Genomic DNA, 18,320 nt, shown 5'->3' on the forward strand with positions numbered 1-18,320 from the left:
CGGTTTGTGGCCGTAGGGTTTGTTTTTTTAAGGGGAGCGTATGCGTATTGAGATCTCGACAATGAAAGGTGAAATACCTCGCCTTGAGTCTCATCTATTGCCAAACGAAGCGGCTTCTCTGGCGTTTGACTGCACTTATGAGCGTGGCGTGGTTGCGCCGATGCGCTCAGATCAAGAGCATGGCACCTTGGCGACTCTGTCACCGGTCACGCTGTTTTATTATGCACACTCACATTGGTTTACCTTCACTCAACGCGTGAGTGTGATTGCTAATCCGATGGCGCAAGATGCTTATCAACGAGCCTATTGGACAGGGCAAGGTAAACCCAAGGTGACCGCACAAGATATTGCGGTTACACAAGGTCAAATGCCAGCCGCGTGGTATGACTTAGGTGTGCCAAGACCTATGGGTAAGCCCGTTGTGATTAAGGTCGATGCGACGACCGGCGACAATCCCCCTGAGGGCGAGTTACCCGCCTACGATGATGAAGACAGGCTCTACATTCAAACCTACGTGACACGCTTTGGGGAAGAAGGGGCACCGGGTTTGCCGAGTGTCCCTGTATTGATTGAGAAACCTGGCTCGACGGTGACGGTGCAACTCGCGCCAATGTCTGTCAACACACACAATATCACTCACACTCGCTTGTATCGTTCGGTATCTGCAAGCGGAGTTGGGGATTATTTACTGGTCGCTGAGCTTCCCATCAGCCAAACCGAGTACCTAGATTCGGCACGCAATGTCAATGGACCACCGATTGAAACATGGGACTACGATATGCCCGATGCCAATATGCAGGGACTGTGCACAATGGCGAATGGCATTTGCGCCGGCTTTGCGGGTAACGAGGTGATGTTCTCTGAAGCCTATTTGCCCTATGCGTGGAGTAAGAGTCATCGTGGTGTTACGGATGACGATATTGTAGCCATCGCTCCGATTGAAACGTCACTGGTTGTAGTCACTAAAGGCAAACCATACCTCTTTTCTGGTGTCACACCGAGTATGGTTACCAGCATGCGCCTTAATGTTGAGCAAGCCTGTGTGAGTGCCCCCTCCTTGGTCGTTATAAACGGGATGGCGATGTATGCCTCGCCGGATGGTCTAGTCGCGATTTCGGGAACGAGCGCCATCGTCATCACCGAAGGCATTATGGATAGAGAGAGTTGGCAGAATTTCATGCCAACGACGATCAAAGCGTGGGTTGCCGAAGGCCAATATATCGCTCAATACCAAGGCGGAGCGTTTATTTTTGATCCGAGTACGCACAGCCTGACACGTTTATCGAATACTTGGGATAGTGCATTTCACTACTTGAATGACGATACGTTGTTCATTGCCAAGGGCAATACGCTTAACGCTTGGCAACGAGGTCATCAACCGGTCGCCATGACATGGCAAACCAAAGCTTTTCTTATTCCTCAGCACGCCTTTTTGACTTGCGCTCGCCTTGAAGCGAAAGCGCCTGAACGTTTAAGGGTAACGGTTATCGTCGATGGTGAGGCGATTTTCAAGCTGGAACAGGGCGAGCTCACTCACGCGCCATTTCGGTTGCCCGCAGTACGCGGCAGCCGATGGCAAATCAAGGTAGAAGGGACCAGTCAGGTCGAGCGGATTGTCATGGCAGATAGCCTCTCGGAGTTGTACTGATGGCAAAGCGATCGCCTTTTCGGGCAGGACGTTCACTGGAGGCGTTGTACGAAAACGTCGAAATTTTAACAGGGCAACGTGGCGATGGTCGTTACCGAGCGGTGACCGAAAAAGAGGTGGTTACGCTCAATGCGAAAAACGCGCAATCGAATGTGAATCAAAGCAGCGAATCTTCATCGAGTTTGGTTCAAGTCCCGCATGCACCCCACCACGTGCAAGCCTTTGGTGGGTTTACTGCCATCTTAGTGCAATGGGATACGCCACAATTTAGAGGATTTGCATACGCTGAAGTATGGCGGGCAAATCACAATGACTTTTCTCAAGCGGTAGTCGTGGCTACAACGCCGGCTAATGTGTTTTCTGATGTGGTCAATGCAGGGAGCCGATTCTATTACTGGGTTCGCTTCATCAATACGAAGAATTTTGCGGGACCTTACCATGGCGTAAACGGGATAGTGGGTGAAACCTCGCAAGACATTGGTCAAGTGATTGATGAGCTGGCCGAGCAGCTAAAACAATCCGAGCTTATTCAACTCTTGCAACAAGAGATAAGCGCTAAAGCGCCCCAGACTTTGCTGGAACAACTGGATAGTGAGCTGGCGGCTTCTGGAGAGCTGATCTCGCAAATCCAGCGCCAATTGAAAAGTGCGACAGAAACCTTCGTGGCTCAAGTGACTCAGCTTCATGCATCTTCACTGGCAAGAGATGAGGCGCAAGCCGCGTTGAATGAAGCGAAACTTCTTGATGTCTCGACGGTGTTTGCAAATGCAGATCAAGCATTAGCCGAGCGAGTGAATACCGTTGAAGCCGTCGCAGGTAACGCCAAGGCCGCCGCGCAAACCAATGCCCAAGCGATAGCGACCATCAATCAAGATGGGAGCGTGGCATTTAAGGCAATGTGGGGGGCGAAAGCGCAAGCGGGCGAGATTGGCGCTGGGATTGGTTTGATTGCTAAGAGCGATGGCACCAGCCAAGTGGCAGTCAGTGCCAGTCAATTCTTTGTCTACGATCCCAATAAGCCCGGAACCTTAGTGCCGACGTTCGCGATTGATAATGGCGCAGTCGTGATCCCCAAAGCGATCATTGAAAAAGCGACTATTCAGATCCTGCAAGCACAAACCATTGTGGCCGATGAAGTGAAGGTGGGAATCGAAATCGCTTCGCCTGTTATTCATACCGGTCAATTGCGAGGCGGTGACGCAGGATTCGGTGCGGGTGGTCCTTATAGCGGCTATCACACCTTTATTCACTCAAACGGCCTCTTACAAACCAACAATTTACAGGCCAATAATGGTTATTTTCGTGGCAACATCGAAGGGACCACCATTAATGGTGGTGTGATCAAAGGGGCGACAATTATCGCCAGCACCTTCTATCAATCGGTAGTGCTCTATACCACATTTGGGGATAACGCGACGACCAGCCTCTCTTACCCTTCTGCGTTAGGGGGCGGGTTAGTGGTCACTTCTGAATCGGTTCGAGTGACCTTGCCGGAAACAAGCTACTACAGTGATGGCGCTACCGCTCCGGTGGATTTTTTCCCAGCAGGGGATGTGTCCATTAATACTATGAACCGAGCACGTTACCGCACTATTCCAGATGGAGTATTTAACTTTACGGTGAGGCGGCCAAGAGTGGGGGGCTCTGGTTTTTTACAAATCTTTGTACAGGCCATCAATCTCAGTGGTGGAGTCGTTGCCGAGGCAAGGATTGTCGGAACCGATACCGCCAATGCGGTAGGCACGACCGTAAATGTGGCAGGGGTGAGTTTTGCGCTGACTTATTACCGAGGAGGGAGCAGCGGTTATGCTGTCGAAGAGGCGCACATTGCGAGTCGTCGTTCGCTGTTGGGTTCGGGCTGGACTTACTCTGCTTCCCAATCTTTACGCTTTCGGCTGCGTTTAACATCGCTGCACGATGGTGCGGTGATCGTCAACATGTCGGCCTCTATCAATAACAGTATTGACCCAAGGTGATGGCATGATGGTGACAACTGAAAAAGAGCCATATCGCTTTTACTTCCAAGGCGAAGTGACCGACTGGCACACGTTCAAGGCGGCTTATGATGCCGGAAACATCTCCGATGAACTTTATTATGAGCGATTGGCACTACGGCAAACGTGGCTTGACGGTCATGAGGTCAATGAAAGGGCTTGGGCGCGCGCTGAACTTGCGGCTACCGATTTTATGGAGTTGCCAACGGCGACCTATCAAGGAGAGCGGTTAGTGACATCGCCAAAGCTTGCTGAAATGTTGGCCTATCGCGAAGCCGTGCGACGTTACGATTTACGTGAAGAGTCTCGCCCATTGAGACCAACATGGTTTGTCGATGAGTCTTTATAAACTGTCTTACGAATCGTGGCGTTCTCGAGTATTGCCGTTGATGGAACAGACCGAGAAGCGCAACCAGCACCGGTTCGCCAAACAAGTGGACGAAGCCCTACTCGATGGTAGGGCTTCGCTGTTTTTGGTGGAGGAGGGATTCTTCGTCCTTGAGCCCAGTTTGGACAATGGTGAAATGCAGGTATGGGTACTGTTTGCTTGGAGCAATAGAAAAGGTGCGTTTAAGCGCCATTTACCGACGGTAGAGCAGTTAGCTAAGCGGATAAAGGCCAAGAGGTTACTGCTGAATACTGCCGTGAAAGCTTTGCAAGTAAGCCTTATTGACGGTGGGTTTTGTTGTATCGAAACCGGTGATGTTGAGACTTGGTGCAAGGAGATCTAATGGGTGGGAAAAAAGATGGCCGCGTTCAGGAAACCTCGGCGGAAATCGCCGCTTCCCAAGTTGCGGCGAAAGAGTGGAACTTATACAACACAGAGCTCAAAGCGTTTGAAGATATCTTCATACGGCGAGTGAACAACCTTAACTCAGAGGCCAATATGGCCGACGTGAAACAGGCGGCAGATTTAAATTATCAAAGCGAGTATGGCAAAGCGCGAGAGGCGGCCACTGAGAATCTTGTGGCCTCCGGTGTTGATCCGAGCTCCGGAACATTTAAAGCAACGTTAAGCCGTTTGGCGACAGACCAAACTCTCGCTCAGGGCGATACCGTAAACCGCGCTCAAGTCAATGAGCAGGACAAGTATGTGGTGGGTAAGCAAGATATCGTCGCTCTCGGTGCTGGTCAGAAAGCCGAAGGCTTGGCTGGTATGGAAGAGACCGCGCGGCTCTCTTTGAAAAAAGCCACAAGCGATGCCGCCAAAGCGTTTAACCGACGTAGCGCGAATGCTCAGGCTGTAGGGACGTTAGCGGGAATTGGAACCAGTATGTACATGAACCGTGCCAAGCCAGATACGAGCTTTGTCAATGTCGATACTAAGACGCTGAAAGGTCAAGCGGGCATGGATCAGAACTATGTACTCAACAGAGGGTAAGTGATGAGCGTTAATGTTTCAGGTTCGGCGGCCAATAACTACGCCAATATCACTCATGCCATGTATCAAGACTGGTTAGAGCGATTTTATCCGCAGCAAAAACAGCTTTTAGAGCAAACACAAAATGGCGAGTTACTGACACAACAACTTGGCCGAGTTGGAGCCAATTTTTCGAGCGCGCAACAGAGTGCGCGGCTTGCGAATGTTAACCAAATGGCACGTTTTGGGGTTGGGGCAGACACCAATTCTAACGATGACGCCAAGCTCTCTCTGGCACAGGTGACGGCCAAGAACAGTTTGCGTGAGAACGAGCAAGAGCGTGCGATGAGTGTGCTCAGCGGTGGCGCAAAAGGGAAATTATCACAGCTTAAAGTGCGTTAATCATGGCATACAGTTTATTGAATTTAGGTGCAGATACCCGCAAACGTGCATTGGCAGGGATGCAAGAGTCTGCCCAGCGTGAAGAGCAGCGTAATCAAACCAATCAAAGCCTCAAAGACGCGCAGCGTACCAAGCGTTTATCCAGTGTCACCACGGGGGCTGGCATGGGCATGATGGCGGGCATGCAAGCGGGTAGCGTGGGTGGACCCATGGGCGCGGCGATGGGGGCGGCAGCTGGTTTGATTCTAGGGGAGCTTTTCTAATGCAGTTAGATACACGCAGCGCTATTGACGGTGCAATCCGCGGATTTCAGGTCGCAGAAGGTTACTACCAGCGTAAAGCGGATAATGAACGCCAAGCGAAATTGGATGAGCGCAACGAGGCTCGCTATCAAGATGAGCGGTCAAGACTCTCTCAGATTGAAGCCAAGAACGAGCAACGTTATCAAGACGAGAAGGCATTTCGTCAGGCTGAAACGGAAAAAGCCGATAAACGTTATCAAGATAGCCTTAAACGAGAAAAGGAGGATCGCATCCAGCGTGATCGACTACTTGCTGTACAGGTTGATGCGCAGAAAAGTGCAAAATCACTGAGCCAATACCAGCTCAATCAGCAAAAGAAAATGGCTTACATGCAGGAGAATTTGCCGCTAATTCAATCTGGCCTCAAACGTTACATGGAAACCGGAGAACTTGATCCCTTGTTTGAGCAGGAACACATTAAGGGCGGTGCTTACGACCCGCGCCGTTATACACCTCGTGTGGTACAGGCGGCCTTTGATATCGAATCGACTATGCCTAAAGTGCTTGATGGCTCTATTTCTTACCAAGACTCACAATTCACCAAATCGATGGGCGTGTTGCTTGAGCGTAATGTTAAGCAAGGGATTGGCGATAAAGATCCTGAATCGGGTAAAGTGATTAAGGATAAAGAGTATCTGCGTCATGATTTTGTTGCCGATATTGACCCAAATCGCGAAGGCGATCAGCCGGGCGTGGTGGTCGGTTTGAAAGTCACTTATGAGGATGGCACGACCAAAACCGCGCCAGTAACCGAAAGCCGTTTGGCTGGTAGCCAAGAAGCCGTAAAAGTGATCCCGCTCGATGCGTTAATGAAAGACGTGACAGGTCAAATCCATATGGCTAAGCAGTTTTTTACCAACGAGCACTATGCCAACCTTTTCAATGTGGCAGAGACAAAATCACGCACTGAAATGGATAAGCAGTGGCGAGAGGCGGTGACTGAGCTTGAAAAAGACCGTACTGCAGCGCTGAATGACTTGTTGGAACCCACCCCAGAGCAAATTTCCGTGGTTAATGCTCGCTTTGATGAAAGAAAATCGATGATTAATCAAGTGTATGGACGATTAGGTGAGAATCAATCCAATCGTGAAGTCGGAAATGCTGCGCAGAAATGGGCAGGCGAAGACCCACAAAAGCGCCAATTCATCAATGAGCTCAGTCAATCCATGAATCTCGCAGAACTGACACCCGAAGCGTTGGAGCATAACTATCAGCGAGTTCTGACAATAAAGGCGAATCACGAAGCCGAATTGAAGAAGCAGCAACAGTTAGAACGATTACGCCAAAGCCAGCAATCTCAAAAAATTTATGAGGATTCTGGGGTGTATGGTGCTGCTCAGCCAACCGACAATAGAGATGCGATGAAGTATGGCAGCCACAGCCTACTTAACCGCCATGAGTGGAATACTACCCCGAATGGAGAGTTGAAGTTTTAGAATTTCAGTTTTTTTAAATTCAGGTTACAGATTGAAGGATTATTAACTTTTAACATGATTGCACTTGGTTTCATAAAGGTTGTGTTAGTGACAACAGAAAAATAAAGACAACGAGAATAATGAGAGAAACGGACTAGATTGTTTAGTGAAGTGCTCGTTGCTACATATGAAGCGAGTACAGCACAAAGTTTATCCTTTGGATAAACATAAAAACTTAAACGTCTAATGGAAAGGTAACTCTCATGGCATATGCACAATGGGTAACAATTACGATTTATGCAACCAACTATGATGTGACTCTAAAAAATGTGAGTCATTCTTGGGGCAAGTTTTATGATTCAAAACAGATCGGTGCTGCGGGTGGTAGCAAAGATAACGAATATGAGCCTAGTGCGATAGATGGACACATTATTGAAAGAGGCACATCGTTCTCGATTAATGCTTGTGGTCGCTCGGATGCGTCATCAGGTACAGAAGGCTCATTCGAACTATACGACGGTTCAACACACGTTGGGACTTATTCTTGGGATTGCCCTTGGGGAAGTAAAACAAACACTTCAACTTGGACGCCATCAGGCCCTCAGCCTCCATTCAATAAGTACATCACGTCTCAAACAGGCGCAAATTTAGACTCCGGCGCGCTCGGTACTGTCATCATTCAAACTACCAAGATCTAACCCATAATTTTTGATTATTAAAACGGAAATAAGCTCAAGTATCCGATAATTAAGATGCTTGGGCTTTATATAGTCTACAAGTCAATATTTTCATATTCCCAGCGATAATTTTTATACATAATTCTATGGAAATAATTCAAGATGCTAAAATTTGTTCGGCTATATTTTCTAATGGTTCTAACTTTACTCCTAGATTTAATTATTTATTTTTTAATGCTTAGGAGGTGGTTCTTTTATATGAAATACCACTGCCTTAAATTTAAAAGAACCACCTATATCTATTCTGTTAGTTTCCTAACACTACTTTATTGATAAATTGCTTTTTGAGTTCAATACTGAGATCCCTATCAAAATTAGGAACCTCTGCTTGAGGTTTATCTTGGCTCGATTTCGTCATAACGACTGAACCAAATATTTCGTGCATACGTTGTTGTGTTTCTGGATCAATTAACCAGTTTGTAAAAAGTAATGATGCAGCTGGTTTTTGGGTATTTGCTGCAATTACAACAACATTGCCTCCACTAGGCATACCAAATTCAGGAACATAAAATTTTAAGCTTTTAGAAACAGCCCCTGAATTTTGTAGCCCAAGTAGGTGATCTTCCCATGCGGGAGCAATGGCTATCTCTCCATCGTTTAAACGGTTGATACTATCCGCCCCAGAAGCAGATATAACCATTTTCTTTTTGTTAGCATTGAACCATTGCCAAGCTTTCAACCATTTAGCACTGATCTCTTCATTGGGCTTTGATTGAGGGTTAAAATGATCTGAATTAATTACCACCATACGTTCAATGAAGCCTGCTCCGGCTCCACCAGTGTTAGGGTCATTGTATCCAAATCGGTTTGGATTAGTATCAATAAATTTTTGAAGTTGTTCAAACGTTTGAGGAACATCTTTATCATTAATAAGAAGAGAATTATAAGCTAATCCAGTTTTATTGCCCCAGAATCCCACTGCATAACCGTTTAAATCTATATTACTTACTCGGTGAACACCATTTGCATAATTATTAATTTTATCTAGTCTCGTAATAGCATTTTGACTTACAGCTAAACTAACTTGATTAGGGCTTAACGCAATAACATCCATGCGCCCATTATTCCGTTTTTGCTCAGCCAAAAGTTTATTAAATGTTCCATCAAGAGAGCCTTCTGGGATGTGGACTTTGACATCATATTTTTCTTCAAATTCGCTAACAAACTCTCTCCATTTTGGTTGTAGATACCAAACTGAGAAAATAACAGAGCCTTCTTCTTGTGCTTGTTTTATTAGAGTATCATTAATGCCACTTTGATGTAGCTGTTCGTAAGTTTGAGCATTAACAAAGAATGAAGCTGAAATTGCAGTTAATGTAAATACTTTTCTTAATAGTTTCATCATGCTTTTCCATTTGATTGAGAGGCGTAATTGCCTTTTAAAAGTTTTTCAATAATAATCATTAAAATTACATTGGGAATTACTAGAATCATCGAAACTACAGCTGCATCTGGGCGTACAAAAGAATATCCTAAAAAAGAATACAGTATAGTAGGCACGGTGATGAAATCTGGAGAGCCAAGTACGAAAGAGATACTAAACTCTTCTAAGCTTTTGACTAAGCAGAATATAACTGCTGCCAATAAGCTTGGTTTTAAAAATGGGAAAAATGCGTTGTAAAATACTGCCCAATAGTTTCCTCCTAAATTACGGGTTGCGTCAATCATGTCTTGAGGAACAGATTTAAATCCTGCAGCCATGATCCTAATGGAATATGGTAGAGTTAATACTGTATGGCCTATTACAATGCCAATGAATTGGTTTTCAATACCTAGATTCAAAAGAGCTGAACTGAAAAAAATTGCAATTACCATCCCCGGAATAACTAAGGGGATTAAGGCAATCATTTCGCAAATATGCTTACCTCTAAATTCTAAACGACCAAGTGCATAAGCAGTTGGTATAGAGAGTAAAATACTTGTAATAGCGACCGTAGGAGCAATACGATAACTATTCCAAATAGCTTCAGCAAGAGAGGTATTTTCCCACATGTATGACCATCGACCAAATGACAGCACTTCTGGAAATAATTGTGGATATGCCCAAGGGTGATCTGGGTCTACAAGAGACCACAGAATCGCCATTATGATAGGAATCCCTATCCAGATAAAATTCACAATAGAAAAGAAAATAATTGAAATTTTAGTGACTTTCTTCCCATTTGTTGTTTTCATCTTAGGTTTTTTTTCATTTTTATTAAACAAGCGCTTCAAGGAGTTACTTCGGCTGATTAGGGTATTCATTACTTCACTTCTCCTTTTTTGCGAGAGAATGGCTTGATTACTAAAGTTATGATAGTGGCAGCAATACCGGATGTAAGCATTATTATTGCAGCTATAACACCTGAGCTATTCCATTCCGCATATTCCATTGCAGTAACTTGCATCAATCGAGCTAATGCATAAGTGTTTCGTGGTCCGGCAATAGAGTAAAATGCAAAATCACCTAAGGCACCGATAAAAATAAGGATTAGAGCAACCTGAACAGCGGGTAGAGTTAATGGAACAATCACGGAAAAAAACTTGCGAGTTTTTGATGCTCCTAAATTACTTGCCGCATCAAGAACATCAGCGCGAATACTATTCATTGATCCTGAAATAAGGATTAGAGCAAAAGGGATGTTTTTCCACATTTGCAGAATAATTATTCCCCATCCAAAGGAGTCATTCTGTAAGCGCAACGGTTGTTCAGTTATACCAATATATATAAAAAACTGGTTAAGAATACCGTGATATGAGATGATATTGACATACAAAAATGCTGCAACTAGACCCGTAACAAACATAGGAATACGCATCACGGAAACAATAATCTCTTTACCGACAATTTCATTACGTAGCCATAAACAAATTGGGTATGCAACTATAATTGAAAACAAAGCGCCAAGTGTTGCAACTTTAAGTGAGTAGAATAGTGCACTTTGTACTTGTGGACTCTGCAGATTTTTAACCCAATATTGTAAAGTGAATCCGCTTTCTCCATTCATGTTATAGTAGCCAAATGATTGCATAACTATGGTATAGACTGTTGATCCCATTAAAAGCAGAATTGTTCCTACTCCAGTGAGCATTAGCAACCAAGCCAATCCATTTTCTTTAAATAGTCTTAACATTAGATTAATTCCAAAGGTTTTATATGCTCAGGCCTAACAAAGAAAGAATATATTTGACCTTCTTGCACATCTAAGTTTTTAGACAGTTGTAGACGAAGTTCCTTATCTGATCCTTGAGTGATACCATATGCTTCTATCAAATTTCCAATAAACGATATTTTAGTGATATGGATATCTAAAGTATTTGTTTCAATATTATTGATATTTGGCTTGATATCTTCTGGCCTGAAGCAGAAATAACGATTTTGTCCCTCAATACTCTGTATTGGATATTCAGATGAAAATGAAAAATGACCAACTTTGGAACTAATTAATCCTGATTGTCCTTCAATCTTTTCGATAGTACCTTCGAGAATGTTTGCTGCACCGATAAAATCGGCAACAAATGAATTTGCTGGGTTGTTATAGATTTCCTTTGGTGTTCCCATTTGTTCAATACTGCCTTTATTCAACACCACGACTTTGTCAGATAAAGATAGAGCTTCAGATTGGTCATGAGTCACATAGATCGAAGTAAGCTTATATTTTCTTTGAAGTTCTTTTAACTCCATACGAACACTGTCTCGCAACTTAGCATCAAGATTCGACAGTGGTTCATCAAATAAAATTACGTCTGGCAATGTGATAATTGCTCTAGCGAGAGCTACTCGTTGCTGTTGTCCTCCAGACAATTGAGCAGGCATTTTTAACCTGTGCTCCACAAGACCAACTTGGCTGAGAGTTTTATTTAATTTTGATATTTGTTGATCGAGAGGGGTTTTTTTGTTGTACCAGTCCAAAGCAGATATTGTGTGATACATTCATATGAGGGAATAAGGCATATGATTGAAAGCACATAGCTGTGTTGCGATGCTCAGGAGCCAACCTATTTACAACACGTCCATTGATCAGGACATCCCCACTATCCTGGGAATAAAACCCTGCGATAATTTTCAAAAGAGTCGTTTTTCCACAACCTGATGGTCCTAAAAGAGTAACAAATTCTCCTTCTTTGACATTTAGAGATATCTCATTTGCAGCACAATAACCGTTGTCAAAGTACTTCGTGATTTTTTTGAGGATCAATCTATCAGTCATGCTCTCTATCCCTATCATTCATTTTCCCTATCCATTCTTTGGCTTGCACTTATTAAATTATCATAATGAATTTAACTTTCTAAGATCAAGATCACAATTAAAAAATGTCCTTTTTATTCAATTAGTTACAAGTGATAAATAAATGTATTGCCACATTATGTTTTTTTAATTAATTTAATTAAGACTTAAACATTACTTGAAGATGACGAGACTATGAAGTTTGAATTCCATAATGCGAAAAATGGTATTATTCTTGCTAATACCCACCGTGGGTATAGTGAGGCTTACCCTGAAAATACGATGCCAGCTTTTGAAGGTGCATTGCGGGCTGGTACTCACTGTATTGAAATAGATGTGCAGCTAACGAAGGACAACCAAATAGTTGTTATTCATGACCATGTTATCGATAGAGTGTCGACTGGAAGTGGGTTTGTCGATAAGTTGACATATGCTGAGTTGTTAAACTTTGATTTTGGGATTAAATTTTCTAGTGAATTTCAAAACACAAAAATTCCTCTTTTTAGCGATGTGTTAAGATGGTCAATAGCTAATGGTGTTGGGCTTATCGTTGAAGCTAAACAAAGAATCAGACAAGAAGAATTTGTAAATTGTTTTGTTGAGATTTTACACTCAATTCCAAACTCTGTTGGGTTTATCCAACTGCTCTCATTTGATCATGTATTAATTAATAAAGTTAAAAAATTAATTCCCGAACTAGCATTACAGGTAGTGACTCTTGAGCGTTACAATAATCAACTAGAGTGTGTACTACTATCAAATGCATCTTGTGTTTGTTTTGAATATGAGTTTGCACATGTTGACGATCTGAGAGCCTATAAACAACATGGTTTAGGAACTCGTTTGTATTTACATGCGTATAGCAATAATAAAACACCTACAGAAAACTATGTCGATAAGTTTGGTGTAGACGCGGAAAAAGAAATAATTAATTGGATTCGCGAAGGACTAGTGGATATGATTAGCCATGATGATGTGAATTATATGATAAAATTGATAAAAATGGCAAACATGGTTGCGTATTAATGAACATAAAGAATTATTTGTTTGATACATTAACAATGAATCATCGAAAAATTATTTCGATAGTGTCAAAGCATAGATCGATTAGTCGTGCTCAGATTAGTGAGATAACTGGTCTAACGCCTAGTTGTGTCACACAAGCGTCGAAACTACTCATCAACATGGGGCTAATTAGAGAAGGAGAAAGACAAAAAATAGGGAGAGGCCAACCACCTATTCCATTAGAGATTAATTCTGAAGGAGCATTTTCGCTTGGCATCAGTATAGAGCCTAATTTTATCGCAATATCTATTTCTAATTTGTCTGGATTAAGCGTATTTTATGAAAGTAAACCAATAATTCACTCGCTTAATTTGAGGGAAACACTTGATTCAATTAAAGAGTTAGTAAGAACCAGCATTATAAAAACAAAAATACCTAAAACAAAGATATTAGGTATAGGTTTTTCGTTACCTGCATATAAAGATATTCATCAAAATTGGGTTTGTGTTCCAACTCTTAAGTGTTTCAATGATCCAGCGTTAATTACTATTTTAGAGGAATGTTTTGAATATCCAGTATATATAGAAAATAATGTCAACGCATCTGTAGTCGGTGAATATTATTTTAATGTCAAGAAAGAATTTTCTACGATGGTTTTTATTGACATAGGCTTTGGTATTGGAGCTGGAATTATTTATAACGGGATTTTATTTAAAGGAGGGTTTAATAATGCTGGTCAAGTTGGACTATCTTTCCCATATGGTAAAGAACGGCCATCATATCTTGATTTTATTCAAAATAAAGATATACCTTTAGAGCAATGGGTCGAAAGAAGTTCTATACAGATTGAGCAAATATTATCAAACTGCATTCAATGGATCGACCCTCAACTCATTATTATTGGTGGTTCTCTTCCTGATGAAGCTTCTATAAAAATACTCAATATATTGGCAGAAAGAGTCACCCATCTTACGCCAGACGATGCAAATTCACCGACTTTGATTTTATCACCAAATGGAGAGCGTAGCTCTTGTCTTGGAGCATCAATTATTCCTTTTTATAGAGAGTTTTATTTATAATTACTATTAGTGGCTTTGTTGATATATTGAATGGAGCTATATTAAGAACTGGCGATTTTACCTCCAATAGCTGTAGTTTCACGCATAGATGTAACTTAGTCACTACCGCCACATTGGTGTATTTTCAATACGCTACTGCTCGTCCTTGACTCAGTAAGCTTGAAGGTGCATGGAAGCGCAAAAGTGTTATAGAATAAATTTCCTATCTGACAAAAATTTAAACTTAATAAAAGTTGTTCTACCTTCATTCGATTTCAGTTAAAAACACGCCTAACATGACTGATTGTTAGGCGTTTACCATCGTTTCGGGCATACCTAAGTCCTGTGAGCTTGTTTAACGCTTTTATCATGGCATAAGCCTCACCAACCTGAGCATTGTAATTTCTTAAGCTTAATGTCCCACCAAGCAGTTTCTTCACTCGAAACATCGCTGTCTTTGAGAGAGAACGTTTATGGTAGCCGTACTTCTTTTTCCAATGCTCATTTGAACCATAGAGTTTCTGACACCCGACCGCTAGATTGCGAGGATGACCTCGCTCCCAGAAGGCTGCGCCTTCCCTCGGCAGAACTGAGTTTATCGAATGTTACCGATGCAGAAGTCCTTCCTAACTTGCTCGAGCAAACACGCCGAAGAATAATCGAGATATCTGGTGATGGCGCTTATGACACAAGGGATTGCCATGATGCCATACGGTTCAAGCGAGCTATTCCACTCATCCCTCCAAGAGAAGGGGCAGCCTTCTGGGAGAATGGCCACCCTAGGAACTTAGCGGTAGGTTGCCAGAAGCTCTACGGCTCCAACAATAAGTGGAAAAAGCGGTACGGCTATCATAAACGCTCACTATCAGAGACAGCAATGTATCGAGTGAAGCAGTTGTTCGGTGGACGGTTAAGCCTGAGAAACTGTTGGTGAAACTTACGCGATGATTAAAGCGCTGAACAAGCTTACGGGGCTTGGTATGCCTGAACACAGTGTGTTGTATAAGAACTACTCAATTGCAGGCATTTTGGTTCTCTGACCGAATTACGCAACAAAGCCATAAGGAGTTTTCGCCAAACTCTGCACTTACCGTCCGTGCCGAGCTTTTTGACTTTCCATTCACTTTCACCGTAAACCTTGAGCCACTGGCATCAATAGCTAAATGTCTTATCACTCCAGAAATTTGAGATTTGAATGAGATTTCAACCTGTCTAATACGGCGACTGATACAGGTGTAATGTGGAGACTGCAATGAAGCGTAAATATTGAGTTAGTGAATCCTTGTAAAGTTCGTAACGGCATTGCAAAGATGCGTCTCATCATCAACGCTGTTGTAATCACAATAGCACTGAAACAACAAGGCCTCTCACGCTTTTTTTTTGGTACTGTTTCCAGTTGGTTGTTTTGTAACGAGGTTTAGGCATGATGTGACGGTGGAAAGTGAATGTAGCTGCTCAGATCGTAGAATAGAAACTGAGTTCCATCGATTTACGCAACAAAGTCCTCCACTTGCTCTGATATTTTGAGCAGATCAACGCAAATTACTGTTCTTCAATCGCGATTATTTGGTATTTTTAAAAATATGTTGAATACGATATATTTACTTCCTACTTGAAGCTGCAGCGGTGTTGGCTACGTTCGTTCTCCCATTTGCCCATGGTTATGAACTCACTTGCCGCTTACCTGCGCTGCAACTCCAAGTAACTTTGATATATATTAAAGCTTCAACAATTAATAATGTGAAGAATTATATCGAATTAAGGCTTGAATTTTGGTGCGTAAGGATCCAGTGATAATGTCGAACCTTTAAATAGACGATCATCCCAGTCATCTTTAGATTCATACTGCCATTTTCCATTTTTATAAATAAAAGACCATCCTGAGCCGAATCCGCCAGTAATGGGGTCTGTTATAACGAGAGCAACAGGTCTTCCATTTCTGTCAAAAAACATCTGACCAGCGTACTTTATGGTTGTCCAATTTGTACCAGCTAACTTCGTAAAATTATCACTACTTGTGCTTTCTTTAACATCATTCCCTATGACACCAATAGAGAATGAACCATCATTAAAGGTTAAACCATATGGATTATAAATATCATTTCCCTCTGCCTCATCAAGTCCATATCCATAGATACCAAATCCAAATACGTGTTTCCATCCAGAAGCTTTATACCACTCTTTCCAAGAGTCCCAATTTTTACTGTAAAACCCATCTCCATTTTTAGCTCTCAAAAAGGCTAACTTTGCTACAAGCAAATTTAGATTTTTCAGGTCTCTTTTAATCAGTACTTGCCCCCCTTCAAATGTGATAGAGTTACTGACAGGATTGACTCGATCATCTGCATCAAGGCTACATTTACCCAAGTTACTAGCAGTAGCGCCAGTGAAAAATGCAGCTCCCATACTGAAATCGTCACCATCAAAATCGGGGAGTTTAGGTAACTCACTGATACCTGATGAGCAGAAAGATGTCAGTGGGCTGAAACTAGCAGAAGTATTCGAACCATCAGCAATAGTAGCAAGCCTACTCAATAACGCCTTAGCCTCCGCGGGATGTCTATTGATAGTATGAAGGAGCGCCTGGAAATTACGTTCTTTTAGTGCTTGAGTTCTTTCTGGATCAGCATATCCTCTGAAAGTTGGTATTGGCCAATTAAGCTCATTTGCGATTCTTTGAGCTAAAATTTCAGTTGGTCCGTGCTTATCTTCTGCATCAGTGTCTGATGAACCTGTAATGTGATGAATTACTTCATGAATTAATGCTTCTTGCCACCAAGGGTATTCACTTGAATGAATATCAGGGGCGGCACCAATATTTACGAATGGTGTACCGTTATTATCTTCTCGTGCTTCATGACTTGCAATTAGGGGAACTTGGTTAGCATCAGAATCTTCGATATCATCGATATCTACATCACTTACATCAGAAAAATCGATCTCTCGCTCTTCGTTAATTTCATATTTATTGGTAAATAAAATATGACCAACATTTTCGCGATTATTATTTAAACCAAATGAAACAGCGCTTTGAAATGTATTAGAATGGAATAATGCATCTAGCAATGTATATTCGATTGCTGCTGCAGTATGTCGGTCTACTATACTTTCGTAACTGGCAACAACAGAGTTCGATATTGCAGAAGAAAGTTCGACCATTTGAGTATATGTTAATGGCTGCCCTGATCCTGTATTGACAACATAGTCTGCATACTCGTCACTATAACGATCCGGTTTACCATTATTAGCTAGAACAAAAGTTGTATTCATCGCTAGAGAAAATATAGTTATCATAATCAATTTATGTTTTATCATTATTTACTATCCTTAATATAAGATATGGTTGAATGGTATTTATCTATCCACAAGGGAAAATAAAGCAATATATTTATATTTTTTAATATATAAATTGTGATCCTTAACCAAAACATTACAAATTTAAATTTGTTTTTACTCATGGGTTATCTAAATAAGCGTTGTCTGAATAACAGACTTTTTATACTGAGAACAAGCTGTCTGTGTAATACACTAAATGCACAAGTATTTGCACCTCTAGCTCTGCACATCATAATTTCAATAGTGGTAAAACGCAGGTGTATTTAAGTGATTTTGGCAAAATGGCTTAATTTACGAAGGTGTTGATTGTAGATCTATATCATTGGATGCTTGCTAAAATAAAGCGCTTTAGCTGGGCTTTGTTGCGTAATTCAGTTTAGAGACAGATTTTCCCTATTTCGTACTTCTCTTAGTCAACATGACACGTTTCAGGCATACTTATCCCAGTAAGTTTGTTTAATGCTTTTATATTGTATAAGTTTTACCCACTTGAGCATTGTAATTTCTCAAGATCAACCGACCACCTAGTAATTGCCTCACTCGATGCATAGCCGTTTCTGAGAGAACGCTTGTGATACCCATACCGCTGTTTCCAATGCCAATACAAATTATCTGGTGAGGCTTGTAACTTATTCATCTGCATGTCGGTGAAAGCTTTATCGCTAACCTATATGTTTGCTTTTCTTTGAGCTTCCAGCTTTTCTTTAACCGTATTTTAGAGGGTATTGGTGCAAGAAAGCTTTGAATATTAGGTGCCGCAGTGCCAGTTGGAGTGATGTTTTTTTGCTTCAGCCGTTTTTAGTGCAGAACGACTTGTGATCACTAACTTTTGGTTAAAACAAGAAGCGCAAGAGC

At 42.1% G+C, this 18,320-nt stretch carries 18 protein-coding genes and 4 pseudogenes; 13 read left to right on the plus strand and 9 right to left on the minus strand.

The window, feature by feature from the left end:
• The first annotated feature begins 40 nt into the window (after window positions 1-40).
• From CEQ48_RS03880 to CEQ48_RS03920, 9 genes are all read left to right on the plus strand, one after another.
• Window positions 41-1,648 carry a hypothetical protein gene (locus CEQ48_RS03880; protein ID WP_089070309.1) on the plus strand — a complete coding sequence of 536 codons (1,608 nt, stop codon included), beginning with the start codon at window positions 41-43 and terminating at the stop codon, window positions 1,646-1,648.
• Complete coding sequence (locus tag CEQ48_RS03885) at window positions 1,648-3,624, plus strand: phage tail tip fiber protein (protein ID WP_089070310.1); 1,977 nt, start codon at window positions 1,648-1,650, stop codon at window positions 3,622-3,624. The genes CEQ48_RS03880 and CEQ48_RS03885 overlap by 1 nt, the downstream gene beginning before the upstream one ends.
• A gap of 4 nt (window positions 3,625-3,628) precedes the next feature.
• Complete coding sequence (locus CEQ48_RS03890) at window positions 3,629-3,991, plus strand: hypothetical protein (RefSeq protein ID WP_000989817.1); 363 nt, start codon at window positions 3,629-3,631, stop codon at window positions 3,989-3,991.
• A 40-nt stretch (window positions 3,992-4,031) separates the two neighbouring features.
• On the plus strand, window positions 4,032-4,373 hold the full coding sequence (locus tag CEQ48_RS03895) for a hypothetical protein (RefSeq protein ID WP_089070564.1): 342 nt from the start codon (window positions 4,032-4,034) through the stop codon (window positions 4,371-4,373).
• Window positions 4,373-5,023, plus strand: coding sequence for a hypothetical protein (locus CEQ48_RS03900; protein ID WP_089070311.1), 651 nt, complete (start codon window positions 4,373-4,375; stop codon window positions 5,021-5,023). Before CEQ48_RS03895 ends, CEQ48_RS03900 begins: the two co-directional genes overlap by 1 nt.
• 3 nt (window positions 5,024-5,026) lie before the next feature.
• A complete protein-coding gene (locus tag CEQ48_RS03905) occupies window positions 5,027-5,404 on the plus strand; it encodes a hypothetical protein (RefSeq protein ID WP_089070312.1) in 378 nt (125 codons plus the stop codon).
• A 2-nt stretch (window positions 5,405-5,406) separates the two neighbouring features.
• Window positions 5,407-5,667 (plus strand): hypothetical protein, encoded by a 261-nt coding sequence (locus CEQ48_RS03910; RefSeq protein WP_000331793.1) that lies wholly within the window; start codon window positions 5,407-5,409, stop codon window positions 5,665-5,667.
• Window positions 5,667-7,142, plus strand: coding sequence for an ATPase (locus CEQ48_RS03915; RefSeq protein ID WP_089070313.1), 1,476 nt, complete (start codon window positions 5,667-5,669; stop codon window positions 7,140-7,142). Before CEQ48_RS03910 ends, CEQ48_RS03915 begins: the two co-directional genes overlap by 1 nt.
• Before the next feature lie 242 nt (window positions 7,143-7,384).
• Window positions 7,385-7,819 carry an aegerolysin family protein gene (locus tag CEQ48_RS03920; protein ID WP_089070314.1) on the plus strand — a complete coding sequence of 145 codons (435 nt, stop codon included), beginning with the start codon at window positions 7,385-7,387 and terminating at the stop codon, window positions 7,817-7,819.
• Between the two features lie 286 nt (window positions 7,820-8,105).
• Here the strand turns inward: CEQ48_RS03920 and CEQ48_RS03925 are convergent, their stop codons facing one another.
• The 5 genes from CEQ48_RS03925 to CEQ48_RS20465 are packed head-to-tail and all read right to left on the minus strand — an operon-like array spanning window position 8,106 to window position 12,048.
• The gene (locus tag CEQ48_RS03925; RefSeq protein ID WP_198301078.1) at window positions 8,106-9,203 is read right to left on the minus strand and encodes an ABC transporter substrate-binding protein; all 1,098 of its coding nucleotides are present in this window, start codon (window positions 9,201-9,203) and stop codon (window positions 8,106-8,108) included.
• Complete coding sequence (locus CEQ48_RS03930; protein WP_198301079.1) at window positions 9,200-10,102, minus strand: ABC transporter permease; 903 nt, start codon at window positions 10,100-10,102, stop codon at window positions 9,200-9,202. The genes CEQ48_RS03925 and CEQ48_RS03930 overlap by 4 nt, the downstream gene beginning before the upstream one ends.
• Window positions 10,102-10,971, minus strand: coding sequence for an ABC transporter permease (locus CEQ48_RS03935; RefSeq protein WP_089070316.1), 870 nt, complete (start codon window positions 10,969-10,971; stop codon window positions 10,102-10,104). Before CEQ48_RS03935 ends, CEQ48_RS03930 begins: the two co-directional genes overlap by 1 nt.
• Complete coding sequence (locus tag CEQ48_RS03940) at window positions 10,971-11,771, minus strand: ABC transporter ATP-binding protein (RefSeq protein WP_258164890.1); 801 nt, start codon at window positions 11,769-11,771, stop codon at window positions 10,971-10,973. Before CEQ48_RS03940 ends, CEQ48_RS03935 begins: the two co-directional genes overlap by 1 nt.
• Window positions 11,695-12,048: an ATP-binding cassette domain-containing protein gene (locus CEQ48_RS20465; RefSeq protein WP_198301081.1), complete on the minus strand. Its 354-nt coding sequence runs from the start codon at window positions 12,046-12,048 to the stop codon at window positions 11,695-11,697. The genes CEQ48_RS03940 and CEQ48_RS20465 overlap by 77 nt, the downstream gene beginning before the upstream one ends.
• Before the next feature lie 213 nt (window positions 12,049-12,261).
• Here CEQ48_RS20465 and CEQ48_RS03945 point away from each other — a divergent pair, with 213 nt between their 5' ends.
• Both CEQ48_RS03945 and CEQ48_RS03950 read left to right on the plus strand, forming a co-directional pair.
• Window positions 12,262-13,092 (plus strand): glycerophosphodiester phosphodiesterase, encoded by an 831-nt coding sequence (locus CEQ48_RS03945; RefSeq protein WP_089070317.1) that lies wholly within the window; start codon window positions 12,262-12,264, stop codon window positions 13,090-13,092.
• Window positions 13,093-13,109: 17 nt separating this feature from the next.
• The gene (locus CEQ48_RS03950; protein ID WP_181710668.1) at window positions 13,110-14,150 is read left to right on the plus strand and encodes an ROK family transcriptional regulator; all 1,041 of its coding nucleotides are present in this window, start codon (window positions 13,110-13,112) and stop codon (window positions 14,148-14,150) included.
• Window positions 14,151-14,436: 286 nt separating this feature from the next.
• Here the strand turns inward: CEQ48_RS03950 and CEQ48_RS03955 are convergent.
• Window positions 14,437-14,713 (minus strand): annotated as a pseudogene (locus CEQ48_RS03955) (IS5/IS1182 family transposase); the annotation flags it as partial.
• Here CEQ48_RS03955 and CEQ48_RS03960 point away from each other — a divergent pair.
• Window positions 14,710-15,169, plus strand: a pseudogene (locus CEQ48_RS03960) (IS5 family transposase); the annotation flags it as partial. The pseudogenes CEQ48_RS03955 and CEQ48_RS03960 sit on opposite strands and share 4 nt — an antisense overlap.
• Window positions 15,170-15,300: 131 nt before the next feature.
• Here CEQ48_RS03960 and CEQ48_RS20575 read toward each other — a convergent pair.
• Complete coding sequence (locus tag CEQ48_RS20575) at window positions 15,301-15,471, minus strand: hypothetical protein (RefSeq protein WP_373419677.1); 171 nt, start codon at window positions 15,469-15,471, stop codon at window positions 15,301-15,303.
• A gap of 416 nt (window positions 15,472-15,887) precedes the next feature.
• The gene (locus CEQ48_RS03970; RefSeq protein ID WP_089070319.1) at window positions 15,888-17,444 is read right to left on the minus strand and encodes a M85 family metallopeptidase; all 1,557 of its coding nucleotides are present in this window, start codon (window positions 17,442-17,444) and stop codon (window positions 15,888-15,890) included.
• 168 nt (window positions 17,445-17,612) lie between these two features.
• On the opposite strand from CEQ48_RS03970, the pseudogene CEQ48_RS20385 reads away from it, so the two are divergent.
• Window positions 17,613-17,799 (plus strand): annotated as a pseudogene (locus CEQ48_RS20385) (IS5/IS1182 family transposase); the annotation flags it as partial.
• A 75-nt stretch (window positions 17,800-17,874) separates the two neighbouring features.
• On the opposite strand, the pseudogene CEQ48_RS03975 reads toward CEQ48_RS20385, so the two are convergent.
• Window positions 17,875-18,060, minus strand: a pseudogene (locus tag CEQ48_RS03975) (IS5/IS1182 family transposase); the annotation flags it as partial.
• Window positions 18,061-18,320: the final 260 nt, after the last annotated feature.

Origin of the sequence: Vibrio tarriae, assembly GCF_002216685.1 — a bacterium.
Lineage (GTDB): Bacteria > Pseudomonadota > Gammaproteobacteria > Enterobacterales > Vibrionaceae > Vibrio > Vibrio tarriae.

Coding starts and splice junctions, on each gene's coding strand:
- CEQ48_RS03970 (WP_089070319.1), bottom strand. CDS start 17,444: ATGATAAAACATAAATTGATTATGATAACTATATTTTCTCTAGCGATG.
- CEQ48_RS03880 (WP_089070309.1), top strand. CDS start 41: ATGCGTATTGAGATCTCGACAATGAAAGGTGAAATACCTCGCCTTGAG.
- CEQ48_RS03925 (WP_198301078.1), bottom strand. CDS start 9,203: ATGATGAAACTATTAAGAAAAGTATTTACATTAACTGCAATTTCAGCT.
- CEQ48_RS03940 (WP_258164890.1), bottom strand. CDS start 11,771: ATGTATCACACAATATCTGCTTTGGACTGGTACAACAAAAAAACCCCT.
- CEQ48_RS03910 (WP_000331793.1), top strand. CDS start 5,407: ATGGCATACAGTTTATTGAATTTAGGTGCAGATACCCGCAAACGTGCA.
- CEQ48_RS03915 (WP_089070313.1), top strand. CDS start 5,667: ATGCAGTTAGATACACGCAGCGCTATTGACGGTGCAATCCGCGGATTT.
- CEQ48_RS03905 (WP_089070312.1), top strand. CDS start 5,027: ATGAGCGTTAATGTTTCAGGTTCGGCGGCCAATAACTACGCCAATATC.
- CEQ48_RS03885 (WP_089070310.1), top strand. CDS start 1,648: ATGGCAAAGCGATCGCCTTTTCGGGCAGGACGTTCACTGGAGGCGTTG.
- CEQ48_RS03900 (WP_089070311.1), top strand. CDS start 4,373: ATGGGTGGGAAAAAAGATGGCCGCGTTCAGGAAACCTCGGCGGAAATC.
- CEQ48_RS03895 (WP_089070564.1), top strand. CDS start 4,032: ATGGAACAGACCGAGAAGCGCAACCAGCACCGGTTCGCCAAACAAGTG.
- CEQ48_RS03945 (WP_089070317.1), top strand. CDS start 12,262: ATGAAGTTTGAATTCCATAATGCGAAAAATGGTATTATTCTTGCTAAT.
- CEQ48_RS03930 (WP_198301079.1), bottom strand. CDS start 10,102: ATGAATACCCTAATCAGCCGAAGTAACTCCTTGAAGCGCTTGTTTAAT.
- CEQ48_RS20465 (WP_198301081.1), bottom strand. CDS start 12,048: ATGACTGATAGATTGATCCTCAAAAAAATCACGAAGTACTTTGACAAC.
- CEQ48_RS03935 (WP_089070316.1), bottom strand. CDS start 10,971: ATGTTAAGACTATTTAAAGAAAATGGATTGGCTTGGTTGCTAATGCTC.
- CEQ48_RS03920 (WP_089070314.1), top strand. CDS start 7,385: ATGGCATATGCACAATGGGTAACAATTACGATTTATGCAACCAACTAT.
- CEQ48_RS03890 (WP_000989817.1), top strand. CDS start 3,629: ATGATGGTGACAACTGAAAAAGAGCCATATCGCTTTTACTTCCAAGGC.